Origin of the sequence: Cytobacillus sp. Hz8 (genome assembly GCF_042263505.1) — a bacterium.
Lineage (GTDB): Bacteria > Bacillota > Bacilli > Bacillales > Cytobacillaceae > Bacillus_BE.
In genome coordinates this window covers 126248-150144 of sequence record NZ_JBHKFI010000001.1, presented here as the reverse complement: position 1 = coordinate 150144, position 23897 = coordinate 126248, and the positions used below count along the sequence as shown (strand labels likewise).

22 protein-coding genes are annotated in these 23897 nt (G+C 36.6%); 3 read left to right on the top strand and 19 right to left on the bottom strand.

Annotation, left to right across the window (positions count from 1 at the left end; all coding sequences use genetic code 11):
- Window positions 1–2 precede the first annotated feature (2 nt).
- Window positions 3–935, bottom strand: a complete 933-nt coding sequence (locus ACE38V_RS00775) for a beta-ketoacyl-ACP synthase III (RefSeq protein WP_375839216.1) — start codon at window positions 933–935, stop codon at window positions 3–5.
- Window positions 936–1134: 199 nt separating this feature from the next.
- Here ACE38V_RS00775 and ACE38V_RS00770 point away from each other — a divergent pair, with 199 nt between their 5' ends.
- A complete protein-coding gene (locus ACE38V_RS00770) occupies window positions 1135–1518 on the top strand; it encodes a hypothetical protein (RefSeq protein ID WP_375839214.1) in 384 nt (127 codons plus the stop codon).
- 127 nt (window positions 1519–1645) lie between these two features.
- Here the strand turns inward: ACE38V_RS00770 and ACE38V_RS00765 are convergent, their stop codons facing one another.
- The 4 genes from ACE38V_RS00765 to ACE38V_RS00750 form a co-directional block, all read right to left on the bottom strand.
- The gene (locus ACE38V_RS00765) at window positions 1646–1816 is read right to left on the bottom strand and encodes a ComZ family protein (protein WP_375839643.1); all 171 of its coding nucleotides are present in this window, start codon (window positions 1814–1816) and stop codon (window positions 1646–1648) included.
- A 39-nt stretch (window positions 1817–1855) separates the two neighbouring features.
- Entirely contained in the window at window positions 1856–2809 is a 954-nt protein-coding gene (locus tag ACE38V_RS00760; RefSeq protein ID WP_375839213.1) for a BMP family ABC transporter substrate-binding protein, read from the bottom strand.
- 147 nt (window positions 2810–2956) lie between these two features.
- Window positions 2957–3784 (bottom strand): hypothetical protein, encoded by an 828-nt coding sequence (locus ACE38V_RS00755; RefSeq protein ID WP_375839212.1) that lies wholly within the window; start codon window positions 3782–3784, stop codon window positions 2957–2959.
- 91 nt (window positions 3785–3875) lie between these two features.
- Window positions 3876–4613, bottom strand: a complete 738-nt coding sequence (locus ACE38V_RS00750; RefSeq protein WP_375839211.1) for an alpha/beta hydrolase family protein — start codon at window positions 4611–4613, stop codon at window positions 3876–3878.
- A 207-nt stretch (window positions 4614–4820) separates the two neighbouring features.
- On the opposite strand from ACE38V_RS00750, the gene ACE38V_RS00745 reads away from it, so the two are divergent.
- Window positions 4821–5012 carry a YjzD family protein gene (locus ACE38V_RS00745; RefSeq protein ID WP_375839210.1) on the top strand — a complete coding sequence of 64 codons (192 nt, stop codon included), beginning with the start codon at window positions 4821–4823 and terminating at the stop codon, window positions 5010–5012.
- Between the two features lie 167 nt (window positions 5013–5179).
- Here ACE38V_RS00745 and clpB read toward each other — a convergent pair whose 3' ends face one another.
- The 9 genes from clpB to argC form a co-directional block, all read right to left on the bottom strand.
- Window positions 5180–7777 carry an ATP-dependent chaperone ClpB gene (gene clpB, locus ACE38V_RS00740; protein ID WP_375839209.1) on the bottom strand — a complete coding sequence of 866 codons (2598 nt, stop codon included), beginning with the start codon at window positions 7775–7777 and terminating at the stop codon, window positions 5180–5182.
- A gap of 196 nt (window positions 7778–7973) precedes the next feature.
- The gene (locus ACE38V_RS00735) at window positions 7974–8153 is read right to left on the bottom strand and encodes a YjzC family protein (RefSeq protein ID WP_375839208.1); all 180 of its coding nucleotides are present in this window, start codon (window positions 8151–8153) and stop codon (window positions 7974–7976) included.
- A 116-nt stretch (window positions 8154–8269) separates the two neighbouring features.
- On the bottom strand, window positions 8270–9229 hold the full coding sequence (gene argF, locus ACE38V_RS00730) for an ornithine carbamoyltransferase (RefSeq protein ID WP_375839207.1): 960 nt from the start codon (window positions 9227–9229) through the stop codon (window positions 8270–8272).
- A complete protein-coding gene (locus tag ACE38V_RS00725; RefSeq protein WP_375839206.1) occupies window positions 9229–12324 on the bottom strand; it encodes a carbamoyl-phosphate synthase (glutamine-hydrolyzing) large subunit in 3096 nt (1031 codons plus the stop codon). The genes argF and ACE38V_RS00725 overlap by 1 nt, the downstream gene beginning before the upstream one ends.
- Window positions 12317–13396, bottom strand: coding sequence for a carbamoyl phosphate synthase small subunit (locus ACE38V_RS00720; RefSeq protein WP_375839205.1), 1080 nt, complete (start codon window positions 13394–13396; stop codon window positions 12317–12319). Before ACE38V_RS00720 ends, ACE38V_RS00725 begins: the two co-directional genes overlap by 8 nt.
- A gap of 78 nt (window positions 13397–13474) precedes the next feature.
- Entirely contained in the window at window positions 13475–14632 is a 1158-nt protein-coding gene (locus tag ACE38V_RS00715) for an acetylornithine transaminase (RefSeq protein ID WP_375839204.1), read from the bottom strand.
- Entirely contained in the window at window positions 14629–15402 is a 774-nt protein-coding gene (gene argB / locus ACE38V_RS00710) for an acetylglutamate kinase (protein ID WP_375839203.1), read from the bottom strand. The genes ACE38V_RS00715 and argB overlap by 4 nt, the downstream gene beginning before the upstream one ends.
- Before the next feature lie 10 nt (window positions 15403–15412).
- Window positions 15413–16642: a bifunctional ornithine acetyltransferase/N-acetylglutamate synthase gene (gene argJ / locus ACE38V_RS00705; protein WP_375839202.1), complete on the bottom strand. Its 1230-nt coding sequence runs from the start codon at window positions 16640–16642 to the stop codon at window positions 15413–15415.
- Between the two features lie 12 nt (window positions 16643–16654).
- Complete coding sequence (gene argC, locus ACE38V_RS00700) at window positions 16655–17689, bottom strand: N-acetyl-gamma-glutamyl-phosphate reductase (RefSeq protein ID WP_375839201.1); 1035 nt, start codon at window positions 17687–17689, stop codon at window positions 16655–16657.
- Between the two features lie 542 nt (window positions 17690–18231).
- On the opposite strand from argC, the gene ACE38V_RS00695 reads away from it, so the two are divergent.
- On the top strand, window positions 18232–18930 hold the full coding sequence (locus tag ACE38V_RS00695) for a Crp/Fnr family transcriptional regulator (RefSeq protein ID WP_375839200.1): 699 nt from the start codon (window positions 18232–18234) through the stop codon (window positions 18928–18930).
- A gap of 178 nt (window positions 18931–19108) precedes the next feature.
- On the opposite strand, the gene ACE38V_RS00690 is transcribed toward ACE38V_RS00695, so the two are convergent.
- The 5 genes from ACE38V_RS00690 to ACE38V_RS00670 form a co-directional block, all read right to left on the bottom strand.
- A complete protein-coding gene (locus tag ACE38V_RS00690; RefSeq protein WP_375839199.1) occupies window positions 19109–19825 on the bottom strand; it encodes a YwiC-like family protein in 717 nt (238 codons plus the stop codon).
- 355 nt (window positions 19826–20180) lie between these two features.
- Window positions 20181–20618 carry a respiratory nitrate reductase subunit gamma gene (locus ACE38V_RS00685; protein WP_375839198.1) on the bottom strand — a complete coding sequence of 146 codons (438 nt, stop codon included), beginning with the start codon at window positions 20616–20618 and terminating at the stop codon, window positions 20181–20183.
- Window positions 20619–20777: 159 nt separating this feature from the next.
- On the bottom strand, window positions 20778–21317 hold the full coding sequence (gene mobB, locus ACE38V_RS00680; protein WP_375839642.1) for a molybdopterin-guanine dinucleotide biosynthesis protein B: 540 nt from the start codon (window positions 21315–21317) through the stop codon (window positions 20778–20780).
- A complete protein-coding gene (locus ACE38V_RS00675) occupies window positions 21311–22576 on the bottom strand; it encodes a molybdopterin molybdotransferase MoeA (RefSeq protein WP_375839197.1) in 1266 nt (421 codons plus the stop codon). The genes mobB and ACE38V_RS00675 overlap by 7 nt, the downstream gene beginning before the upstream one ends.
- A 171-nt stretch (window positions 22577–22747) precedes the next feature.
- Complete coding sequence (locus ACE38V_RS00670) at window positions 22748–23707, bottom strand: methyl-accepting chemotaxis protein (protein WP_375839196.1); 960 nt, start codon at window positions 23705–23707, stop codon at window positions 22748–22750.
- Between the last annotated feature and the right edge of the window lie 190 nt (window positions 23708–23897).

The following is a 23897-nucleotide window of genomic DNA, read 5'->3' as shown; positions in this document are numbered from 1 at the left end:
GACTATCTTCCCCAGCGCATAACAATGGCGCCCCAAGTTAAGCCGCCTCCAAAGCCAACCATTACGATTATATCATCATCTTTGATTTTTCCGGCCTCTAATTCATCTACAATCGAAATTGGAATGGAAGCTGCTGAAGTATTTCCATACTTATTAACAGTTTTGGACATCTTTTCTTCAGGTACATCTAACCTTTGTCTGGCAGATTCCATAATTCGAATATTGGCTTGATGTGGAAAAAGGAAATCAATATCTTCTTTTGTCAGTCCTGATTTTTCTAGAGCCCTTAAACTGCTCTCCCCCATTTGACGAACGGCAAATTTAAATACTTCTCGTCCATTCATAATGATATATTCGTCTTGATAGAGGTGCTTCCCTCCTGTACCATCCGCTCCTAGATCAAAGGATAAAATTCCTCTCCCCTCTGAAACAGGTCCAACAATAGCTGCACCAGCACCGTCTCCGAAAAGAACAGCCGTATTACGATCTTCCCAATTGGTAACCTTTGAGAGCTTTTCAACACCAACTACCAGTATATATTTATAAGCTCCACCTTCAATAAACTGCTTTGCTGTAACAAGCCCATACATAAACCCTGCACATGCTGCGCTAATATCCATTGCCGCTGCTTTTGTTGCACCTAATCGCTCTTGAAGCATGCAGGATACAGAAGGAAAAGGACGATCCGGCGTAACGGTTGCCACCAAAATCAGATCAATTTCCTCTGGTGAAATATTTGCATTTTTGATGGCCTCTAAAGCGGCACGATAAGCTAAATCAGATGTATTTGTATCATCATCAGCAATCCGTCTTTCTTCTATTCCTGTTCTTGTTCTAATCCATTCATCAGATGTATCCATCACTTTTTCTAAATCGGCATTGGTTACTACCCTTTCAGGCACATATTTCCCAATTCCAACGATACCAGCACCCATCAAAAGGTCAACTCCTTTTCATTATCCATTGAACCTATTCTTTAGTACATGGATTTATAATCAATTATTAAGACTTGGTACTAAGATTTTATCAACATTAAGTAAAATTCGCAACTATTTCTTAAACGAATATCCATACAAATAGTATTTCTTTAACATAGATTAATTACTAGCAGTTAATCCGAAGAGAGGTATTAAAATGGAAAAAGAAGAAATGAAATTTACTGAAACAGAGGAAGCACCGATTCAATCCCAAGTTGAAGCTCCTATGGATCCCTTCACTCAATTTATGTTTGGAGGAAGAAGGAGCAAGCGGGAGAATTCAGTTGATGAAAGAGGAGATTGGTTTATACAGTCGAAACAATCAAATCAGCCATTTAATCTTTTCCAAAAAGAAAATGGAGGATCATCTCTGTCTTTTCAAAATCAAGGGAAGCTCGCCCAAATTGAAGAAATAATCAACAATCTCGATTATGTCGATTTAATGGAAAAAATCGATACGTTTATTACAGCAACGAACCAATTAAAACCTTTATATCGAGATGTAAAATCAATTTTCAGTCAATTTTTACAAAAAAAATAGAAATTTGGTGATAATGCTTACAGAAAAAGGAAGTCAAACCTTGTTCAATACAAAGTCTGACCTCCTTTTTATAAACTATGTAGGATTCTCACCATCTTTAACGAATGTTAAAGACTAATTCCAATCATTATTCCTGATTATTACCATCATTCAATCCTAACTCATAAGCTTCCGTCATAATTTTTGTAAATAATGAAAGAAATGGTTGAATTAATTCCATAGAAAGCTCAATGCCTGCTTCGTCTAATTGCTGTTTTGCTTCCGGTAAATATTTCATGGCAATTTGCATAAATTCCATCGTTTTATCTTGAGTATTCAATTGGTATATCCTCCTTCATTATTGTTCATTTGGAAGTTTTCCAGTTTTCTTATATCGATCTATGTACTCATTTAAAGTACTAATAAATTCCTTATCAATTAATGGACTATATTTTCCAAGGGATATCACATTATCCTGAAAATCAAACGAAACATTACCAGATTTCAATTTTCCATTATTAAATTGATCCGCTATCAACTCATAAAGGGAATCCACATTTTGTACTGTGCTCGTCAAAACAGTATTTTCACCTAAATCAGATTGATCAGAAATAAACCCAATGGCATATAATCCGTCTTCCTTTAATTTTTCGATAACTGGTACATTATATCCGTCGCCAGCGGGATAGACAACATCAATCTTCCTCTTTACCATGTTATTTAAAATGATTAATGCGCGGGAATCGTCATCCCAATGATCGACATATTGAATATTCACATTAGCATTTGCATTTTCAAATTGGGCTCCCTCATAAAAACCTTCGATTTCTGGTTGCCACTCATAGGCACCTATGACACCGAGATTATTCGATTTCGTCATATGTCCAGCAACCATCCCACCAAAAAAGCCCATCGCATAAGCTTTAAAATTTAGGCTCGTTGTATTAGGCTTTTCAGCATCTCCATTAAAGCTGACGAAATGAATATCCGGATATTCATCTGCTATTTCGTTAAAATATTCTGCATATTCACTTCCATGACCAAAAACTAAATTAACTCCCTTTTGCTCAAATTCCTTTACAGCACGTTCTACCTTCATTTTTGAATTCATGTCCTCTTTATAAAAGACATCAACGTTGAAACGAGACTGAATTTTTAATATTCCTTTATAGCCCTTTGTACCCCATACTTGATCATTAATGGTTTCTGGAATTAATAATCCAACTTTTTTTAGTTTCCCCTTCGACATTGGCTGTTCACACGCTGCGATTATAAAAAGGCATAGAAGAATCATCCCGAGACGTTTCAACATTCTATGCAACTCCCTTTCCTACACTGAAACTAAAAGGAATCAATCTATCCACTCACGACCTGACACTTGAACTAGAAAAAACTCCTTATTTCCTTTACATTCTACCTTTAACAGAAAAAATTGAAAAGCTATATTTATTATTTTCATTTATAATAGCCGCTCGAATACTTTCTTTTGTTCTTGCAATCCGTTAAGAATATCACCTTCTGAATAAACCATTCGAATGTCTATCGGTTGATGAATGTTTGATCCCTCCCTTTCCTTTTTTTTCTCAAGATTAATTCTTAGGTGGCTCGCACATTTTTCCCAATGTTGTTCAATGTTACTTTTCATTAAATAAGAAAATGAATGAGGTTGCTCTTCTGAAAGCATCAAGATATCCTTAACGACATCCTTCACAAAAATCGCATCCCCTATCCACTCACGATCATTTATCGTAAAATTATTTTCATTATTTAACATACCCATGATAGATTGCTGAAATAACATTTCTTGTGATTGAAATGGTCCATATATGGTAGGCAAATAAAACTTTTGGATTAATATATCTTCAATCTTCTTTTTTTCAAGGAACCTATGCATAGGTTGCCGGCCTTCGTTCTTCTGTTCCTCTATTAACAATTGAAGCGGAAGAAGCAAAACAATTCGTGAATCTGTTTTCCTAATGATCTCGCTGTCCTTTTCAAAGATTGAACCAATGATTTCTTGGAAACGTGTCTCTTTCTTTCTAATATATAAGTCATAATAATCTATTAAGATGATGGACGGCTCGGTTAATTTTTTTATACACCATTTGGATTCTTCAATCTCTATAAAGTTCGAATTTCTACCAATATCCAAACGCATTATCTCAGCACTTCTGTTATCACTTTCTTGTAAATGGACTCCATTCACTTCCAATCCACTTTCAAGTAAGAAAGAGCAGCAATGAAATCCGAGAAATTCAAATGCACCAAGCACAATAGCCTTGTCCATGAAAAACCATCCCCCATGCATAGCATACTTGTTGTATCCTATGCATGGATAAATGATTTATTTCCATCTTGAGTTTTTTAACACCAACATTTTACAGCACTTTTTCATTATCTTTGATAAACTTGATAATTTGTCTACCTAACTGCTGCTTTTTTTCTGGAAGCATATAAGTGACAGAAATCGGTGCATGTTCATCCTTCCATTGAACGGATAATTGATTTAAAAGCTTGGATTGATTAAATGCTCGATTTCCCGATAGGACATGAATAATTCTCATGGGTACCCTTATATTATGAATCGATATTTCTTTTGTTTTATCAATTTTCTCGATAATCAGGGCACTTTCGACTTCAAATGAACGTGAAATTTCTGAAATTAGCTTTTTATAAAAAAATTTATGGCTTTTTTCTTGTTCTAAATGGTGTTTGAGGGATAAAACCGGATTTAACAAGACAATGGATCGAATTTTATTTTGCTTCTCTTCCAATAATCCTAGGGCAACAAGAGCCCCCATTCCTTCTGCAATTAAATGAATTTTATCATTGATGATTTCCGTTCTGATAATATATTCATAGAGACTTTCTGCCAACTGCACTGCTTTTTTGCTCCCCCAATTCTTTCCGTATAAATTCGAATAAAAGATTGTGTAACCAGCATTCTTCAACTGGTTAATTAGCATTAGCTTCCCTTCATTTTGCGTCCAAAAGCTGCCTTTTTCATCAACAAAATGCCTTTCATCCCCAATAATTAAGATACCGAAACCGTTGGGCTGCTCGGGATAATGAATCATATTCCATTCGGTATCCAGTTTAAAGTTTCGGTTCTCCATATTAAAAACCCCTTTAAAAATTTGTTCCTAATAATGTATGAAGGGAATAATAAAATGAAAGGGAATCTGCCTATTTCCAACTAAATTCAGCGTCATTCGAAGTTTAATTTCTAAAAGAGTGGCGTTAATAATTTAATGCATCCTCTTTCTAATTTTCACGCATTATGATAAGATGATTAAAGAATTTACTATTAAGAGGTGAGAACGGTGCGTTATTTTTGGACTTTTTTCTGGTCAATGCTACTTATGCATATGATGAACTACGTGATAAACTCAATGAACGGAGCTACATATGACGCTGTGACTGCTACGATTTTTGCAGTGGTTATGACAGTATTTATTTTTATCATTGGTTCTCTTATTCCAAATGAACCAAACCGCGAAGGCGAAGCACATTAATTCATCTTTATAAGTCTCATTTCATCATGATATCATTCATAATTAATTGAAGGCTGATTACGGATAACAAGCGGTTTTTGATTGCAATGCTATTTTCAAAAAATCTTGTTACCGTAGTCAGCCTTTTTGCTTTCTCATGGAGTTCTTTTGAACTTCATTTTACGGTATTATTCGATTTTTAAGGTTATTTCTCCTTCTTTGAGCCCAATCTCCACCTGACTATTTTCTTTAATTCTTCCTGCGATAATCTCACGTGCAAGCAAGGTTTCCACATTCCGTTGAATATAGCGTTTTAGCGGTCTTGCCCCAAAAACAGGATCGAACCCGTTTTCTGCAATATATTCCCTGGCCTCGTCTAATATACTTAAACTTATTTGTTGTTCCTTTAATCTTTGTTGTAATTCTGAAATCAATTTTGTCACAATCGACTTTATTTCTACTAAGGACAGTGGTTTAAACAAAATGATTTCATCCACCCTGTTCAAAAACTCTGGTCTAAAATGTCCCCTTAATTGTGCGAGGACATTTTCTCTCGCCTCATCAGAAATATTAGAATCATTTCCAGGTTCTAATAAGAACTGAGAACCAATATTAGACGTCATGATAATGACTGTATTCTTAAAATCAACCGTCCTTCCTTGAGAATCGGTAATACGCCCATCATCAAGCATTTGCAATAAAATATTAAAAACCTCAGGATGAGCTTTTTCAATTTCATCGAGTAAGATGACAGAATAAGGCTTTCTTCTAACTGCTTCAGTTAATTGTCCACCCTCTTCATAGCCAACATATCCAGGAGGGGCACCAATTAGCCTTGAAACTGCAAATTTCTCCATGTATTCGGACATATCAATCCGAATCATTTGGTCTTCACTATCAAATAAGGATTGTGCTAAAGTCTTGGCTAATTCTGTTTTTCCGACCCCTGTTGGACCTAAAAAGATAAATGAACCGATTGGACGATTTGGATCCTTTATTCCTGCTCTAGCTCTTAATACTGCATCGGTTACTAATTGAACCGCTTCATCTTGTCCAACGACTCTCTGTTTGAGAATATTTTCGAGCCTAAGAAGTTTTTCTCTTTCTCCTTCAACCAACTTAGATAATGGGATGCCCGTCCACCGAGATACAATATTTGCGATTTCCTCTTCTGTTACTTCTTCTCTGAGTAATCTTTCTCCGCTCTTTTGATTAACAGCTTCTTCTAGCTGATTAATTTCTCGCTCTAGGCTAGGAATCCGACCATGTCGAAGCTCAGCCGCCTTATTTAGATCATATCTATTTTCAGCATCCTCTAATTCTCGACGAAGTTTTTCGAGTTGCTCTCTTTTTTCTTGGATTTGACCAATGGAATCCTTTTCAGCCAGCCATTTTGCTTTCATGATATTCGCTTTTTCCCGGAGCTCAGCCAATTCCTTTTGTAAGACATTAAGTCGATTTTTACTGACCTCGTCCTTTTCCTTTTGTAATGCGGCTTCTTCAATTTCCAGTTGCATGACTTTTCTCGTGATTTCATCTAATTCAGTTGGCATCGAATCAATTTCAGTCCGAATCATGGCACAGGCTTCATCGACTAAATCAATCGCCTTGTCAGGTAAAAAGCGATCTGTAATATAACGATCCGCTAATGTAGCTGCAGAAACAATTGCTCTGTCATGAATTTTAACCCCATGATGAATTTCAAATCGTTCTTTCAAACCACGTAAAATGGAAATCGTATCCTCCACATCTGGTTCTTGTATTAATACCTGTTGGAATCGTCTTTCTAAGGCTGGATCCTTTTCAATATATTTTCGATGCTCGTCTAATGTCGTTGCCCCAATACAATGAAGCTCCCCGCGGGCAAGCATCGGTTTTAGCATATTGCCGGCATCCATAGCTCCTTCGGTTTTCCCTGCACCTACAATCGTATGCAATTCATCTATAAATAAAAGGATTCTGCCTTCACTTTTTTTCACTTCATTTAAAACAGCCTTTAAGCGCTCTTCAAATTCGCCCCTAAACTTGGCTCCAGCAATTAATGAGCTCATATCCAAGGCAAAAATCGTTTTATCCTTTAAGCCCTCTGGTACATCTTTGCGAACAATTCTTTGGGCTAGCCCTTCAACAATCGCCGTTTTCCCCACACCAGGCTCACCAATTAAGACCGGATTATTTTTCGTTTTTCGCGATAAAATTCGAATTACATTTCGGATTTCACTATCCCGTCCAATAACAGGATCGATTTTCCCTGATTTGACCTCTTCAACTAAATCTCTACCATATTTCTTTAAGGCATCATATGTTCCTTCCGGATTTGGAGATGTCACTTTCTGATTCCCCCTTATTTCCTTAACTGCCTGTAGAATTCTCTCGTACGTTATGTTATTGGCTGATAAAATTTTGGCAATTTCCGTTCGCCGATTGGCACAAGCAGCCAGTAATACATGTTCGACCGATAAGTATTCATCCTGAAATCTTTTCATTTCCTGTTCAGCTTCTGCTAATATCGTTTGCAGCTGATTCGTAATATAAAGCTTTCCTTCCTCTACTCCACTTCCAGATACTTGAGGTTTCTTTTGTAAAGAAGTATACAATTGGTCTTGAAAATGATTGGAAGTAATCTTAAGTTTTTCGAGAATAGAGTTAAGTAGGCTACTGTCTTGCTCTGACAATGCGATGAATAAATGGATGTCATCAATCTCTTGATGTTGATGCCTTATTGCGATGGATTGTGCTTCCATCAGAGCCTTTTGCAGGCTTTCTGTCATCCGATTTAAATCCATAAATACCCCTCACTTTTTGACCAATTTTGACCTTTATTTATCTTTTATTATAATCCATTTTTTTCAAAAGTAAAGCCATCCATACAGGATGGATGGCAATCGATTTTTTAATAAAAAATAAACTATCAGTGAATGATTTGTGACTTCTTTAGCCACCGCTCAATACTGAACAACTTCAATTCCACAGTATTTCCATTTATGGTTTTCTTAAGTAAGTCCATTGACGATTGTGGTTAGAAGACTCAGGAAAATGATCTCCAGCCTTCAATTTTATTTTCTTAGGATTCAGAATATTGCTTCCTGTTTCCCCTGTTTCTATATATATGCCGTTATTTGGTGCTTTTTGGCCTGAACGGAATCGATGATTTTGACCCATCAGTGAACCTCCTTTGATCTTAGATTCGCCCTTATTTTCTCCAAAAAAAAAAGGAAAAATAAAAGCAATAATTGCCACTTATTTTTCCTTTGTATTATCATCAAGTGAATGATTTTTTATTTAAGAATTTCGACTAAAAGAGCCTTTTGGGCATGAAGTCGATTACCTGCTTGTTGATAAATATAAGAATGTTTTCCGTCGATGACATCAGCAGTAACTTCTTCCCCACGATGAGCTGGTAAGCAATGTAAGAATATATAGTCAGCCTTGGCTTTTTCCACAAGTTTCTCATTAATTTGGTAATTTTTAAATACATGAAGGCGGATTTCATTTTCAGCTTCCTGACCCATGCTGGTCCAAACATCGCCATAGACTGCATCAGCTTGGTTAACAGCTTCAAGTGGATCAGTCGTGATCGTAACGTTTGAACCACTTTCTAAAGCAAATTGCTTTGCTTTGTTAACAACTTCCATATGTGGTTGATACCCCTCTGGTGCTGCTACAGCAATATCAACTCCCATTTTGGCACAAGCAATCAACAAGGAGTGGGCAACATTATTGCCATCCCCCATATAGGCAAGCTTCAATCCCTTCAACTCACCCTTCACCTCTTGCATAGTCAGCAAATCAGCCAAGGCTTGGCACGGATGGTACATATCTGTTAATCCATTTATAATAGGAATCGAAGCATGCTTTGCCAATTCCTCCACATCCTGATGTGAGAAAGTTCGAATCATAATTCCATCCACGTATTCTGATAATACCTTCGCTGTATCTTCAATGGTTTCTCCTCTGCCCATTTGCAAATCATGACCATTTAAATACATGGCATGCCCCCCCAGCTGAACCATTCCAGCTTCAAAGGAAACTCTCGTTCTTGTGGATGGTTTATCAAAAATCATGCCTAGAATTTTTCCTTTTAACAATAACGGTCTTTCTCCATTTGCTAAATCTCTTTTAAGCTTTCCCGCTAATAATAATAGCTGTTGAATCGTTTCTGATGAAATATCAGCAAGTGTTAGAAGATCTTTTCCTTTTAAATTTGTATTTGGTTGGTATATAGATGTACTCATCATTAGGCCTTCACTTCCTCCTTGATTAATGACTCCCAATCTTTCATTGAATCCACTGTAATTTGATCTGAAGCTAATGCCTTTAGAAAGGCTTTTAAGCTTTCCTTTACAGAAAAAGTAATGATTCGATTTTTCGTTGCTACTTCTCGTAGTTTCTTATCTGCTTCTGAATTTCCTGGATTATAATAGACCACAGTATTTTCTTGATTCATATCCTCTTCCTTGCTAAAAAGAACCTTAGCCCCATAATTTTCATTAGAGAATTCTTCTTCATCCTGATGAAGGATGATTCTCGCCACCTTATGTTGCTTGATGGCTGGATGAAATACCTTTCTCAACGCATCTTCAACAGTTCTTCCTAAACAAATTCCTTCACCAGTTGATTTCATTTCTGGACCTACTTTTGAATCTAATCCTTTAAGTGCATAATTGGAAAATACAGGATATTTAACACAAACAAATGGTATAGACAATAAATTCAGGCTTTCGTCATCATTTGACAATAAATATTTCCCAAGCAATATTTTTGCTGCAATTTGTACTAAGGGAACCCCAGTAACCTTACTAACTATAGGGACTGTTCTACTAGCTCTTGGATTTACCTCAAGAATATAGACTTTCTTCCCATCAATTATATATTGAATGTTCATAAGACCTTTATAATGAAGATGCTTTGCCATCATTTGTGCATAATCTAACATTATTTTTTGAATCTCAGTTGATAACGTCTGGGCTGGAAGGACAGACATACTATCACCTGAATGAACACCTGTTTTTTCTATATGTTCCATGATAGCAGGAGCAAGAATGTTAATTCCGTCTGAGACTAAATCAAGCTCTGCCTCAATCGCTGAAAGGAACTGATCGACTAACACTGGATAGATTGTATTCCCTTGATGAAAATATTCCTCTAATTGGTTTTCATGATGAATAACCACCATTCCTTGCCCACCAATGACAAAAGATGGACGAATTAGGATTGGAAATCCAATTTTCTTAGCTAAGACTTTTACCTCTTCCTTATTAGCCGCAATTTCTCCTTGTAAATGAGGAATTTTCAAATCATCAAGTAATTGATAAAATAATTGTCTATCCTCCAAAATGTCAATGGTTTCTGAACTTGTGCCAAGTATTTTTACTTGAAAGGCTTCTAATTGTTTGGCTAAATTAATGGCTGTTTGCCCACCAAGCTGGATGATTACTTCATCCACCTTTTCTGCCTCCATCACATTTAGAATATCCTCACATATAAGTGGTTCAAAATATAGCTTATCAGCTGTGGCAAAATCGGTGCTCACGGTTTCTGGATTATTGTTAATCATGATTGTTTCAATGCCTTCTTGTTTAAGAGCAAACACCCCATGAACTGAACAATAATCAAACTCAATCCCTTGACCAATTCGAATAGGTCCACTGCCGATGATTAAAACCTTCTTTTTGTTTGATAAAGATTGTTCATTTTCTCCAAAATAAGAAGAATAATAATAATTAGATTGAGCAGCAAATTCTGCTGCACAGGTATCTACCATTTTATATGAAGGAATCACCCCAAATTGTTTTCTCAAGTTACGAATTATTGATTCTGTTGCCTTCCATTTGGAGGCAAGATACTGATCACTAAAGCCTTTTTCTTTGTATCGTTGAAGCTGTTCTTTCGTAACTTTTTCCAACGAATTTTCGGAAATTTGCTTTTCTAGCTCAATCAAATTTAAGAAATATTGGAGGAAAAATAAATCTATTTTTGTTTTTTCATGAATACTTAAAATATCTTTTCCTCTTCTAATCAGCTCCAATATAATGAAAAATCTCTCATCCGTTTGCTCCTGCATCATTTTCAAAAGCTTTTCCTCTGAATATTGAGCTAAGTATGGATATTCTAAATCATTGGTTTTAATTTCAAGTGAGTGGACAGCCTTGAGTAAAGCTCTTTCAAAGCTCTGATCAATCCCCATTACTTCACCTGTCGCCTTCATTTGCGTTCCAAGCTTCCGCTCAATATCCATAAACTTATCAAATGGCCATTTTGGAATTTTCACGACAACATAGTCCAAAGCTGGTTCAAAACTTGCAAAAGTATCACCTGTTACAGGATTAATAATTTCAGATAGTGCATACCCTACGGCAAGCTTTGCTGCCATCCTTGCAATAGGGTAGCCAGTAGCCTTTGAAGCTAATGCTGAAGAACGGCTTACCCTTGGATTAACCTCGATTAGATAATAGTTCTTACTATAGGGATCTAATGCAAATTGAATATTACAGCCCCCCACAATTCCAAGAGCAGAAATAATTTTGATAGCTGCTGATCTTAGCATTTGATACTCTTCATCCGTGAGCGTTTGCGAAGGAGCCACCACAATGGAATCGCCTGTATGGATACCAACGGGGTCGATATTTTCCATATTACAAATGGTTATACATGTGTTGTGCGCATCTCGCATGACCTCATATTCAATCTCTTTGAAGCCTGCAATACTTTTTTCAACTAAACATTGGTGTATAGGACTTTCTTTTAAACCTCCACTAACAAGCTTGGATAGCTCCTCACGATTATCCGCAATTCCACCGCCAGTCCCCCCTAGTGTATAAGCTGGTCTTACAATGATTGGAAAATCCACCTTTTCAGAGAAAGAAAGCGCCATTTCTAATGTATGAACGATTTCACTATCAGGGACAGGCTCATTTAATTCCTTCATTAATTGACGAAAGGCTTCACGATCCTCACCCTTTTTAATTGATTCAATTGAACTTCCAAGTAATTTCACTCCATATTTTTCCAGAATTCCTTGTTCGCTTAATTGAAAAGCTAAGTTTAATCCTGTCTGCCCCCCTAATGTTGCAAGCAAACCATCAGGACGTTCCTTTTCAATAATCTTTTCAAGAACATCAACGGTTAGAGGTTCAAAATAGATTTGATCGGCAAAGTTTGTGTCGGTCATGATCGTTGCAGGATTATTGTTAACAAGAATAACTTGATATCCCTCTTCCTTTAAAGCGATGCATGCTTGTGTTCCCGCATAATCAAATTCCGCAGCCTGACCAATGACAATCGGGCCAGAACCTATAACTAATATAGAATGAATACTCTGATCTTTAGGCATATTGTGTAACTCTCCCACTGTATTGGCTTATATTCTCTAAAAACTCATCAAAAATGTAATCTCCTTCACTAGGTCCTGGGTTTGCTTCAGGATGGAATTGAACGGTTTGGACTGGTAAAGCAGTATGAATTAATCCTTCAACTGATTGATCATGAAGATTCGAATATCGAACTTTAAATCCAGTTCCTCTTAAGCTTTGTTCATCGACAACGAAACTATGATTTTGCGAAGACATAAATACACGTTGCTTTTGTTGATCCTTAATCGGATGATTAGCTCCACGATGTCCGAATAAAAGCTTTTTCGTATCTGCCCCCATAGCAAGTGCTGCTAATTGATGCCCAAGGCATATTCCAAGAGTAGGGAAATTTTGAATAATCTTCTTAATAGTCGGCAAAATACGAATTAATTCCTTTGGATCCCCAGGTCCATTTGATAAGAGAACTCCATCAGGGTTAAGGGCTTGCATCTCTGTAAATGATGTGTCATAAGGAACAACAGTCACCTGACAGCTTCTTTTTAACAAGGATGTCAAAATTGACCTTTTATTACCAAAATCCATAAGAACAACATGAGGATGCCCTTTCTCTCCATATACTAGATGCCCTTTTTGAGAAACCTTTTCCACCTTATGATCCTGTATTAATTTAATTTGCTTTGGTTCGCTATTTAGAGATAAAGCTGCTGGCATAGAGCCTTTATTTCGTATTTTTTTTACGACCGCTCTTGTATCGATATGGGCAAGAAGTGGAATATTCCATTTTTGCAAATAGTCCTTAAGGGAATATTTTGCTTGATAATGGGATGTATTTTCATTTGCCTCAAAAACGACGACACCTGCCACATGCGGTTTGTTGCTTTCAAAATCATCCTCATTAATTCCATAATTGCCGATTAAGGGATAAGTGAAAACCAGTATCTGATCTTTATAAGATGGATCTGTTAATACTTCCTGATAGCCAGTCATTCCCGTAAAAAATACAATTTCTCCTTCTATATCATTTGTCTGCAGAGACGTTTCCCAATTCCCCTTGAATACGTCACCACTGTTCAAGTGCAAAAATCCATCCATTACGCAACACCTCATGTGATTCTGTATAATTATATTATCAATCTTATTTTTATACATTTCATTTCAAAAAATATCAGCCTAAATGGCTGCTAAACAATGCTTCTTTAGCACCTTCGTAATGATATCCAAGCCCTTTTTCAATTCTGCCAAACTAACTGTTAATGGTGGCAATAAGCGAATAACGCTGTCTCCTGCTGACAAAACAAGCAAACCTTCTTCTCTAATTTCAGCAAGAATAGCTGGGATATTTCCTTGAATATCAATACCAATCATCATACCTAAGCCCCTAATTTCGTTAACAATTGGCAATTCAAGCAAAGCTTTTTCTAATTCCTTCATAAAGTTATCACTCTTTTGCTTCACTTCCTCAAGGAATGCTTCAGAAAAAATCTTCTTCATTGTGGCAATAGCCGATGCGATTGCAACAGGATTACCACCAAAGGTTGATCCATGGCTCCCCGGTCCAAAATATGCCTTTAATTCTGCTTTCCCGACCATTGCGCCAATGGGAAACCCACTTCCTAATCCTTTTGCAACCGTAATAATATCTGGATTTAATCCAAAATGCTGATAGGCAAATGGCTTACCTGTTCTTCCAATTCCGGTTTGAATTTCATCTATAATAAGAAGAGAATGATTTTCATGACAGAGTTTTTCAACAGACTTAAGAAATTCAGCATCCCCGACATTAATTCCACCTTCACCCTGAATCACCTCTAGCATCACAGCAGCCACATCTTCATCCATTTCTTGCTCTAAGGAAGTGATATCATTATATGGAACGTACACAAATGTTTCTAGCATTGTTCCAAATCCTTGCTTAATTTTATCCTGCCCTGTTGCAGCCATTGTTGCGAAAGTACGACCATGAAAGGATTTCTCAAATGTAATGATTTTTGATTTTCCCGTTGCCTTTCTTGCTAACTTAATCGCTGCTTCATTAGCTTCCGCTCCGCTATTGGCAAAGAAAACAGCATCCAATCCTGCCGCCTTTGCAAGGAGCTCCGCTGCAATTTCTTGATTTTCCATTTGGAAAAGATTTGAGACATGCCAATAACCATCTAATTGCTTTAAGACCTCTTCCTTTACTTCGTCCGGTTGGTGCCCTAAGTTACAAACTCCGATCCCAGAAGTAAAATCTAAATAGGTTTTCCCGGATTGATCAATTAAATAACAGCCTTTTGCCGTTTTGGGTTTTACATCCCACTTTGCATAAGTAGGAAATAAATAGCTCATTGTATCACCATCTCTTTTCCGATTATTTTCGTGCCCTTCCAACTTTGATTATTAAAAAATTTATTTTTTCCGGAAACAATCATCACACTTTCTACTCCTTTTTTTAAGGCTGAAAGAGCAGATTGAACCTTTGGAATCATTCCACCGTATATTTCACCAGATTGAATATGATGGTGAATTTCCTCAATCGTGATTTCTGATTGAATTTCTCCCCTAATTTTAATTCCGTCTACGTCAGTGACAAATAGACAATGCTCCACCTCTAAAGCATTAGCAATTGCAGCGGCAGCATAATCTGCATTGACATTTAATTTCTCTCCGTCCCTCGCTACAGCAATTGGAGTTATAACAGGAATCATTCCTTTACTTAAGAGCAATTGAATAATGGACTTGTTCACCGCTTGAATCTCTCCAACAAACCCTAGTTCTTCTTTGTTTACATAGTCTGCCTGAAATAGCCCCGCATCGCTTCCGTTCACGCCAATCGCCTGAAGCCTATTCTTTGTCAACTTTTCAACCAGCTTACGATTGGTTTTACCCGAAAGAACCATTTCTACTACCTTTAATGTCTTTGCATCCGTTCTTCTGAGACCATTCACAAATATCGGGGTCACATTCATCGTTTCAAGCATTTGGTTAATATCCGGGCCGCCACCATGAACAAAAATTATTTGGTGCCCCTTTTTTACTAACTCTTCAATACTTTCAAAAAATTCTTCCGACAATTGATCTAATACGCTTCCTCCACATTTTATTAAAATCTTTTTCATTTATCTCACCTTATGTCCGATAGCTCGCATTTATTTTTACATAATCATAGGAAAGATCACAGCCCCAAGCTTTGCTACTCCCTATTCCATTTTGCAAATCCACAAATATTTGAATAAAATCACCGTCTAAATAAGCTCTTACTTCTTCTTCATTAAAGTTTTGCGGTTCGCTGTTTTTCAACATAACATGTGACCCAATTGCAATATTGACCGTATCCGGATTAACAGTTGCTTGAGATTGCCCAACAGCGCAGATAATTCTTCCCCAATTGGCATCAGAGCCAAATATCGCCGTTTTTACCAAATTAGAGCCGACAATCTGCTTTGCTACCATTCGGGCATCCTCATTGTCCTTGGCGCCATCCACTAGTACCTCAACTAATTTTGTAGCTCCTTCACCATCTTTAGCAATTTGTTTTGCTAGGCTTTCACAAGTTAAAGTAAGCAATTCAAGGAAAACGCTCCAATCTGGATGATCAGGCGTCAATGACTGATTATGTGCCTCTCCGTTAGCCATAACAATTACCATATCATTTGTAGAAGTATCCCCATCTACAGTAATTTGGTTAAACGTAAAGTTTGTAACTTGTTTTAATGCTGATTGTAAATATTCCGGTTCAATCTTCACATCTGTAGTCACAAACCCCAGCATTGTTGCCATATTAGGATGAATCATCCCTGAACCTTTCGCAGCTCCACCCATATACACCGTGACACCATCAATTTCTGCTTGATAACAACAGCCCTTAATCCCTGTATCCGTTGTTAAAATGGCATTTTGAAAATCCTCAGCATTTTCTATTTGAGAATTTAATTTCAAGGCCTCTATTCCATTAATCACTTTATCTAATGGCAAAAATTCACCTATTACTCCAGTTGATGCTACCGCAAAAAGGTCCTCCTCGACACCAAGCTTCTCAGCAGCTTTATTTCTCATTTCATAAGCATCCTTAAGGCCTTTTTCACCTGTGCAGGCATTGGCACAAGCACTATTGACAACTACTCCCTGTAACAGTCCATTTGTACTTAAACTATCTTGTGTCACCTTTATCGGTGCCGCTTGAAATACATTCAATGTATATACGGCAGCACTGCTTGCAGGTACAGAACTCGCTATCATCCCTACATCATTTTTTGAATAACGAAGACCTGCATTTGTTCCTGCTGCCGAAAAACCTCGTGGTGTAACGATGGACCCTTTGATTTTTTTGGTTATAATTTCTTCTGATAAAACTTCCATGAATGCTCCCCCTTACGGATAGATCGGCATAAAATCTAAACCGGCCATTTCATCAAGACCAAACATTAGATTTGCATTTTGAACTGCCTGACCTGCCGCCCCTTTCATTAGATTATCAATTACAGAAATGATGGTAAGTCTTCCTGTCCGCTCATCGACAGAGATGCCGATATCGCAATAATTTGAACTATTTACTTCTTTGACTGAAGGATAGGCCCCTTCTGGCCGAATTCGGACAAAACGACTCCCTTCATAGGATTGTCTATATAAATCTATGATATTATTTGTCTTCCAATCTCCTTTAAGCTGCACATAAATGGTTGACATAATCCCCCTTGTAATCGGCAAAAGATGTGTGCTAAAGGTTATCGGTTTTGTTTTAGGGTTCCATTCATGAAGCTGTTGCTCAATTTCCGGTGTATGCTGATGCTGATTCACCTTATAAATTTTGAAATTTTCATTATTTTCCGAGTACATTGAATTGCGAGAAGGAGATCTTCCAGCCCCTGATATTCCTGATTTAGCATCCACAATAATCGAATTTAGTTCCACGATATCCTCTTTAATGACTGGTGCCAAACCGAGCAAGGTAGCTGTAGCAAAGCATCCTGGATTGGCAATCCACTCCGCCTTTTTTATGTTTTCTCTATGCCATTCCGAAAGACCGTATACAGAAGGCCCAACGATTGAGGCAGGGGCTGGCTCTTTTTTATACCACTTTCGATAATCCTCAGCATTTTTTAGTCTTAAATCCCCTGATAAATCAATGATTTTCAAATTTGTTTTAGAAAACTCTTGTACAAGCTTACTTGACACTCCTGAGGGTGTTGCAAGAAATACGATATCGCTTTCTAATGCGATTTCCTCATAATCGATTCCCTTTAACTTCTTATCAATAATAGAAAAAAGATGCGGATATTCATTCCAGATGGCTTCTTTACTCTTGGATGAATGAACCGACTGAATCTCAAATTCAGGGTGAGAGTGTAATATGCGCAATAATTCAACTCCACCATAACCAGTTGTTCCTATAATAGAAGCTTTCATTCACTCATCCCCTTTTCTCTGAATGTATAAATAATCATTTAAATTAATTTTTATGAATTTTATTTCTCTAGTATATAAAGGTCTCTTTATAAAATCAACCATTTTTTATAATTAGATTAAAAACATGGCTCTATTACTATATAATGGGGCAGGAAAGGACTGTTTTCCAAATAATTATTTATCCCACTCTTAACGGACAGTAAGACTCCCACTTCAAGATTCTGAGAATACGAAGAAGATAAGTGGGAGATCAACTGTCCGTAAAGGTCCGATAAGTTCAACTAACCATCAGTGGGGGATGAATGAAAACCCCCACTGATGGAAGTTTCACTTTATCAATACAAATGAATAATAAATTTATAAGATATACAGATTGAGAATATTTCTGCCGTTAACATTCTGGTGGACTTTTTTACAACAATGCGAACTTTTTAATAAAAACAATATATTTATAGTATTTTGCATGTTGATGGGTTGACGTTTTTTTCATATTTTTATTAAACTAAGATAGTGAAAGATTTCACACCTCGTAAAAGGTGGTAATGATGATGCAAACAAACACACAATTTCCTTCAAATCTAATCCAACTTCTAAACAATTCTCAATATATGAAAAAAACGGAAAAAGGGACTTTTCTTTTTCAAGAAGATGAACTTGCTAATGAACTGTTTGTTATCATTAGTGGCAAGGTTCAAATCAGTAAGATGATTCCCGATGGTCGCGAATTAACGATTCGAATGTGTAAAGAAGGAGACTTGATAGGAGAAGTTCCGTTATTTGACCAACCACAGAAATATATGCTCAACGCAAAGGTCATCGAAAATGGGCAAGTTGCCGTATTCGATAAACAAGAACTTGAAAAGAAGCTAGGGGAAAATCATCAGCTTGCTTTAGAATTTATGAAATGGCTTAATCATCAATATCGAAAAAACCAAACAAAATTCCGTGATCTTGTCTTAAACGGAAAAAAGGGTGCTCTTTATTCCACCTTAATCCGATTAAGCAACAGCTACGGGGAACCTTGTGAAAAAGGCATCTTTATTACGATTCCCATCACCAATCAGGAGCTGGCAAACTTTTGCGGGACTTCACGTGAGGTTGTCAATCGAATGCTGAGTGAGTTAAGAAAACAAAACATCATCACAATTGATAAAAGTTATATCACTATACATGATTTAAATTATTTAAAGGTAGAAATTGATTGCGAAAATTGTCCGATTGAAATCTGCAATATTGATTAAATAATTTATAATGAAGAGGATACCCAAGAGGAATTACTTTGGGACCTCTTTTTTTTGGAAAATAAGATACACATAGCAGCTTCAGCGTTTACTTAAACAGGACTCACCCATTTACCAATAGCACCCATCAAAAAACTGCCTCTTAAATCGCCTAACCGATCCTTAGAGACAGCCTTTTTTATATTAATGCAACAATCATCAGAATAAAAAATATAACGGAATTTGCAATTTCAAGAATCCCAATTTTTTTGACAGAATAGGGTTTCCCATAAAAAAATATGGCTCGATATAAGCTAGATAAAAATGCCAGTGCTATAAACCCATATCCTAAAACCAGCCAGATTAAAAAAAGGAAGATATGATAACACCAAGAAAGATACTTAAAACTTTGGCTCTTTTTTTCACGAATTTGTGTTTTTACATAAAAAGTACAACCAATAAAAAATAAAAAACAAGCAACAGAAGCAAGAATTTCCTTCGTATTAATATCTCCATTTACGAGATAACTACTAGATAATCCCGCTAAGCAAAAAACAAAGATGGCACTGAAATCGTTAATGAGTGCACGTTCTTTATTTATCCTTGAAAAATAAGCATTTATTGCAAAAAACGGAAGCATCACGAATCCAAAAATGATAATGGATGGTCTTGTCCATAGCGGAATTAATAACAATAAAATAGCAGGAATTACATAAATAATAGTCCATTTTCTGTATTCCATCTTCCTTTTTTTCTTAAATAGCAATAACATAGGATAAGTGGCTAAATACAAAAAAAGCCAGCCAATAAAAAATGGAATATGTTGCCACGTGAAACCTGTTGTTATCACCCCTAACCAAAACGGGATGATGAGCATAGCCCAAGCACCATGTTGTTTAGGTAGAAATAATTTCATTGATTACCACTCCTCTTATGTTAAATTTTACATCTTCCCGAACTAAGAGAAAGTGAAGCACATCACAAATTGACTTATCCTTCAAATTTTGTCACACATCATTCAAGAAACGAGATTTTATAACCAAAAAAATTTAAAGAAAACTCGTCGATTGGCGAGCCTTCAGGTGAAGACAAAGGCGTAGTTCACCGAAAAAAGAAAAGCGCTTTTTCCGGCTGCGAAGCGTCTCTCGGAAGCCTCCCTTTGTGCACTTATACTTAATTCCTAAAATTGGCTTCTACGTCGAATTTTCATCATTGCTGCCAATTTATGCTTTCTTTATGTATAAAAAACCGCCATTATTTTCATGGCGGTTTTAGATATGATGAGCATTTTTTCGTTCACGCACCAGTTTCTGAAATAGACGATGCGGCCTTAATAAATACGGTAAATAATTTGTTAATGATATCAACAGAATAAATGTTAATAACACCATAAAGTGAGCACGAGAAAGGAAGGAAATATTTCGGATAATTTCTGTATTTGGCCTAAAACGAATTAAACTAACAACCCATTCAAAAATCAATTTTGGCTCATGATTAATTCTGGTATAATAAATCACAGCCAGACCAGTTAAAACGCTCAAAATCATTAATCCTAAAACCGTTCGACTTAGCAGTTTTGAATGTTTTACCGATCGAATATTTTGGGCTTGAGCATCTTCAACGTCCATTTGCCAAACAATCCCCATCCCCAAAACAGCAAGAACGACATAGGGATAGACGATCCATAGCAATATTTGAAATATTTCCATCACCTTCAACTCTTCCCTCTATCTTTTCAAACACAAATCCCCTACTTCATTTAATCCTAGATTAGGGTTGGTTGCAGTGACAAAAGTTACATATTTGACAACTTTTTTAACATTTTTCATCGAAATTTCGAACATATTTTTTAAATTATGTGACAATAATCATATTTCCTTAGTTTGACGTTGACTTAGGAGGAATTCTGTGAAATATGTCCTTCCTTTTGCATCATTAATTTGAAAGCAGGGAATAGCGGCTTCCATCCGTTGAAAGCTTCTTATATTGAGCTCATTCCAATAATAAATGGCTTTAACATTAGTCAAAGCCGCAAGACTCTCCACATCCTCTTTATTCCTTAATAAAACGACCTTTTCATAATTTTCATGCTTATGTCCTTCAATAAAAATAAAATCTAGTTGAAAAGAGGACAGAAATTGAATTTTTTCCTCAAGAGACCAGCGAACATCTTCCGCTTGCAGCAAAAGTCTCCCTTCCCCTTCAACTAAGGATGCAACAGCACCTGCCTTCAAGTGCAGGGAAGAATCTTTATCTTCCACTACACTTGGTTTTCCTCCATGTCCATGATGTTTAATCGTCGCAATCTTATACCCGTCATTTGCTAACTCATGGATAGTTGTATTCAGGAAACTAGTCTTCCCGCTGTTTTGAAATCCTACAATTTGGATGATTTTCGGCGTTACCATGGCCACTCGTTACCTTCTTGATCCTCTAATAGCAATACCTCAATCGCATCACCTTTTTGATACCCTCTAGTCCCACCATGTAGAATAATCAAACAATCCGTTGTTGCTAAGCTTGTTACAATATTGGACTTATCTACACCGCTTGGAATCCCCACTAAACCGCCATTATCTACACTAAGTTTTCCTCTTACAAATCGAGTAAATGGATTTGGCTTTGTAAAATCCCTGCCTAAAACTGCTTGTTCTTTTCTTAAATGTGGTCGTGAAGAAAATAATAGCTTGCGAATAACTGGTCGTGCAAATAATTCAAAACCAACATAGCAGGCAGAAGGATTTCCTGATAATCCAAACAAATGCATGCCATTATATGTGGCAACAGTCGTAACACTACCGGGACGCATTCCGACCTTATTAAATAATACCTCTGCACCAAGCTTTTCATAGATAGCCGGCAAATAATCAAAATCCCCAACAGATACTCCACCTGTTGTGATTAAAAGATCCACCTTATCTATGGCATCATGAACAGCCTGGTAACAAATATCAAACTCATCTGGCAGCTTTCCAAAATAGATAACCTTTCCTCCAGCTCGTTCAATTTGTGCAGAAATCATTGCAGCATTACTATTTCTAATTTTTCCAGGTTGGAGATCATCCCCTACTTCCAAAAGCTCCGTTCCAGTAGCAAACAGACCAATAATAGGCTTCCTTGCTACCGGAACCAGGGAGTAACCAAATGTCGCAAGCAACGCCTGAATCCCTGGATTAATCCATGTCCCCTTTTTAATTAAAATATCTCCTGCCTTGGCATCTTCACCACGATAAGAAACATTTTCTCCTGTTTTCGAAGGACGTTTAATCGTCATATAACTCTTGCCATCGATTTCCTCGGTTTTCGCAAGCTCAAGCATAACCACTGCATCACACTCATCCGGCAATTTCGCACCCGTCATGATTCTAACAGTCTGAAATTCATCGACCTGTTTTTCTGTGACATGACCTGCCCCAATAGTATCAATGACTTCAAACCTTGACGGTGTTTTTTGTGATGCATTTAACGTATCAATTGAACGAACAGCAAATCCATCATATGGAGAGCGATTAAAATGAGGAACATCATTCGTCGCAATTATATCCTCGGCAAGGAAACGACCATAACTTTCATTAATTGAAACCGCTTCCTTTGATCCAGCAACTGATTGATCCATTACTCTATGTACAGCTTCACTAACAGGTATCGGTGTTCTTCTATTAAGCAATATGTCCACTCCTTATATCTCTACATAATAAATTTCCATTTCTAGTTCTATTATAAACATCACCAAATAGAACTTACATGATAAATCTCACAATTCGCCATCATATAAAAAAAGCAAGAATTTCTTCATTAAAGTAGAAGAGAAATTCAAGCTTTTTAGAAAAATCTTATTCTATTCTAAATTTTCATGACCCTTTAATTGTGAGATACCATTTTCTAGTTTTCTATCAACAATTTTTGCTGCTTCAATATGATCCATAATAAGATGATTGACTTCATCAAAAATAATGCCTGTATTTTGCATTTCATTCAGTGCATTTTGACATGATTCATTTTGATCCTTAATCAAGGCCTGAACATTTTGAACCTGATCCCTTACATCGATGATTATATGTTCTATTTCGGATATTTTAAGCGTTGTTTGTTTCCCAAAATCAACACCAGATTGAACGAGATGAAATAGCTCATTTGTATTTGTAACCGCACTATCGATATCCTTTTGGAATGTTTGTGTTAGCTCCATAATCCCTTGAGAGCTTGAAGCTGTTTCCTCGGCTAATTTTCTTACTTCCTCAGCAACAACAGAGAATCCTTTTCCATATTCACCTGCACGCGCCGCCTCAATGGAAGCATTCAAGGCAAGTAAATTGGTTTGTTCAGCAATCCCTTTAATCATAAAAACAATTTCATCAATTTGCTTTGAACGTTGTCCGACCATTTTTATTGCTTCTAAATTTTGTTGCATTTCTTGACCTAAGTTATCAATTAACGTTTGCATATTATTTACAATGGATTGTCCCTCTTGACCACTTACCTCCATCACTTCAGCTGCGTGAATAAGTTCTGCGCCCTTTTCATTCATCTCATTTGCTTTCTGTGATGAAGTTTCCACCTGATAACTTGCCTTTTCGAAATGATCCTTAATTTTTGAAACTAAATGAGCCATTTCTCCATGCTGACCATTCACTTTCTCATGTTGATCGATGGTTGTTAGCATTTCAGCCTGTAAATTGTTGATTATGGTCTTCATACCTTGATCTTTTTGCATCAACTGTGATTGTAATTGATCAATCTTTTCTAATAACCGTTGATTTTCATCTATTAAAAATTTTTTCTTATTATTTTGAAACATCATCATTCCACCTTTTATCAGGATCCACAATACAAACATTATATTGTATTTGTGAGATTATTAACAACTTTATATTACAACTATCTGCATCCACCAACAATTTCATCAACAACTGTGATTCGGGTCACGAACTTTTTTGAGAGAACCCTTTATGATTAACACATAGTAAAAATACGATAAAAGGAGATCC

What these genes read in the sequence shown, in the direction of transcription:
- ACE38V_RS00775 (WP_375839216.1), bottom strand. Translation starts at nt 935, where the DNA reads ATGGGTGCTGGTATCGTTGGAATTGGGAAATATGTGCCTGAAAGGGTA.
- ACE38V_RS00770 (WP_375839214.1), top strand. Translation starts at nt 1,135, where the DNA reads ATGGAAAAAGAAGAAATGAAATTTACTGAAACAGAGGAAGCACCGATT.
- ACE38V_RS00765 (WP_375839643.1), bottom strand. Translation starts at nt 1,816, where the DNA reads ATGGAATTTATGCAAATTGCCATGAAATATTTACCGGAAGCAAAACAG.
- ACE38V_RS00760 (WP_375839213.1), bottom strand. Translation starts at nt 2,809, where the DNA reads ATGTTGAAACGTCTCGGGATGATTCTTCTATGCCTTTTTATAATCGCA.
- ACE38V_RS00755 (WP_375839212.1), bottom strand. Translation starts at nt 3,784, where the DNA reads ATGGACAAGGCTATTGTGCTTGGTGCATTTGAATTTCTCGGATTTCAT.
- ACE38V_RS00750 (WP_375839211.1), bottom strand. Translation starts at nt 4,613, where the DNA reads ATGGAGAACCGAAACTTTAAACTGGATACCGAATGGAATATGATTCAT.
- clpB (WP_375839209.1), bottom strand. Translation starts at nt 7,777, where the DNA reads ATGGATTTAAATCGGATGACAGAAAGCCTGCAAAAGGCTCTGATGGAA.
- ACE38V_RS00735 (WP_375839208.1), bottom strand. Translation starts at nt 8,153, where the DNA reads ATGGGTCAAAATCATCGATTCCGTTCAGGCCAAAAAGCACCAAATAAC.
- argF (WP_375839207.1), bottom strand. Translation starts at nt 9,229, where the DNA reads ATGATGAGTACATCTATATACCAACCAAATACAAATTTAAAAGGAAAA.
- ACE38V_RS00725 (WP_375839206.1), bottom strand. Translation starts at nt 12,324, where the DNA reads ATGCCTAAAGATCAGAGTATTCATTCTATATTAGTTATAGGTTCTGGC.
- ACE38V_RS00720 (WP_375839205.1), bottom strand. Translation starts at nt 13,396, where the DNA reads ATGGATGGATTTTTGCACTTGAACAGTGGTGACGTATTCAAGGGGAAT.
- ACE38V_RS00715 (WP_375839204.1), bottom strand. Translation starts at nt 14,632, where the DNA reads ATGAGCTATTTATTTCCTACTTATGCAAAGTGGGATGTAAAACCCAAA.
- argB (WP_375839203.1), bottom strand. Translation starts at nt 15,402, where the DNA reads ATGAAAAAGATTTTAATAAAATGTGGAGGAAGCGTATTAGATCAATTG.
- argJ (WP_375839202.1), bottom strand. Translation starts at nt 16,642, where the DNA reads ATGGAAGTTTTATCAGAAGAAATTATAACCAAAAAAATCAAAGGGTCC.
- argC (WP_375839201.1), bottom strand. Translation starts at nt 17,689, where the DNA reads ATGAAAGCTTCTATTATAGGAACAACTGGTTATGGTGGAGTTGAATTA.
- ACE38V_RS00695 (WP_375839200.1), top strand. Translation starts at nt 18,232, where the DNA reads ATGATGATGCAAACAAACACACAATTTCCTTCAAATCTAATCCAACTT.
- ACE38V_RS00690 (WP_375839199.1), bottom strand. Translation starts at nt 19,825, where the DNA reads ATGAAATTATTTCTACCTAAACAACATGGTGCTTGGGCTATGCTCATC.
- ACE38V_RS00685 (WP_375839198.1), bottom strand. Translation starts at nt 20,618, where the DNA reads ATGGAAATATTTCAAATATTGCTATGGATCGTCTATCCCTATGTCGTT.
- mobB (WP_375839642.1), bottom strand. Translation starts at nt 21,317, where the DNA reads ATGGTAACGCCGAAAATCATCCAAATTGTAGGATTTCAAAACAGCGGG.
- ACE38V_RS00670 (WP_375839196.1), bottom strand. Translation starts at nt 23,707, where the DNA reads ATGTTTCAAAATAATAAGAAAAAATTTTTAATAGATGAAAATCAACGG.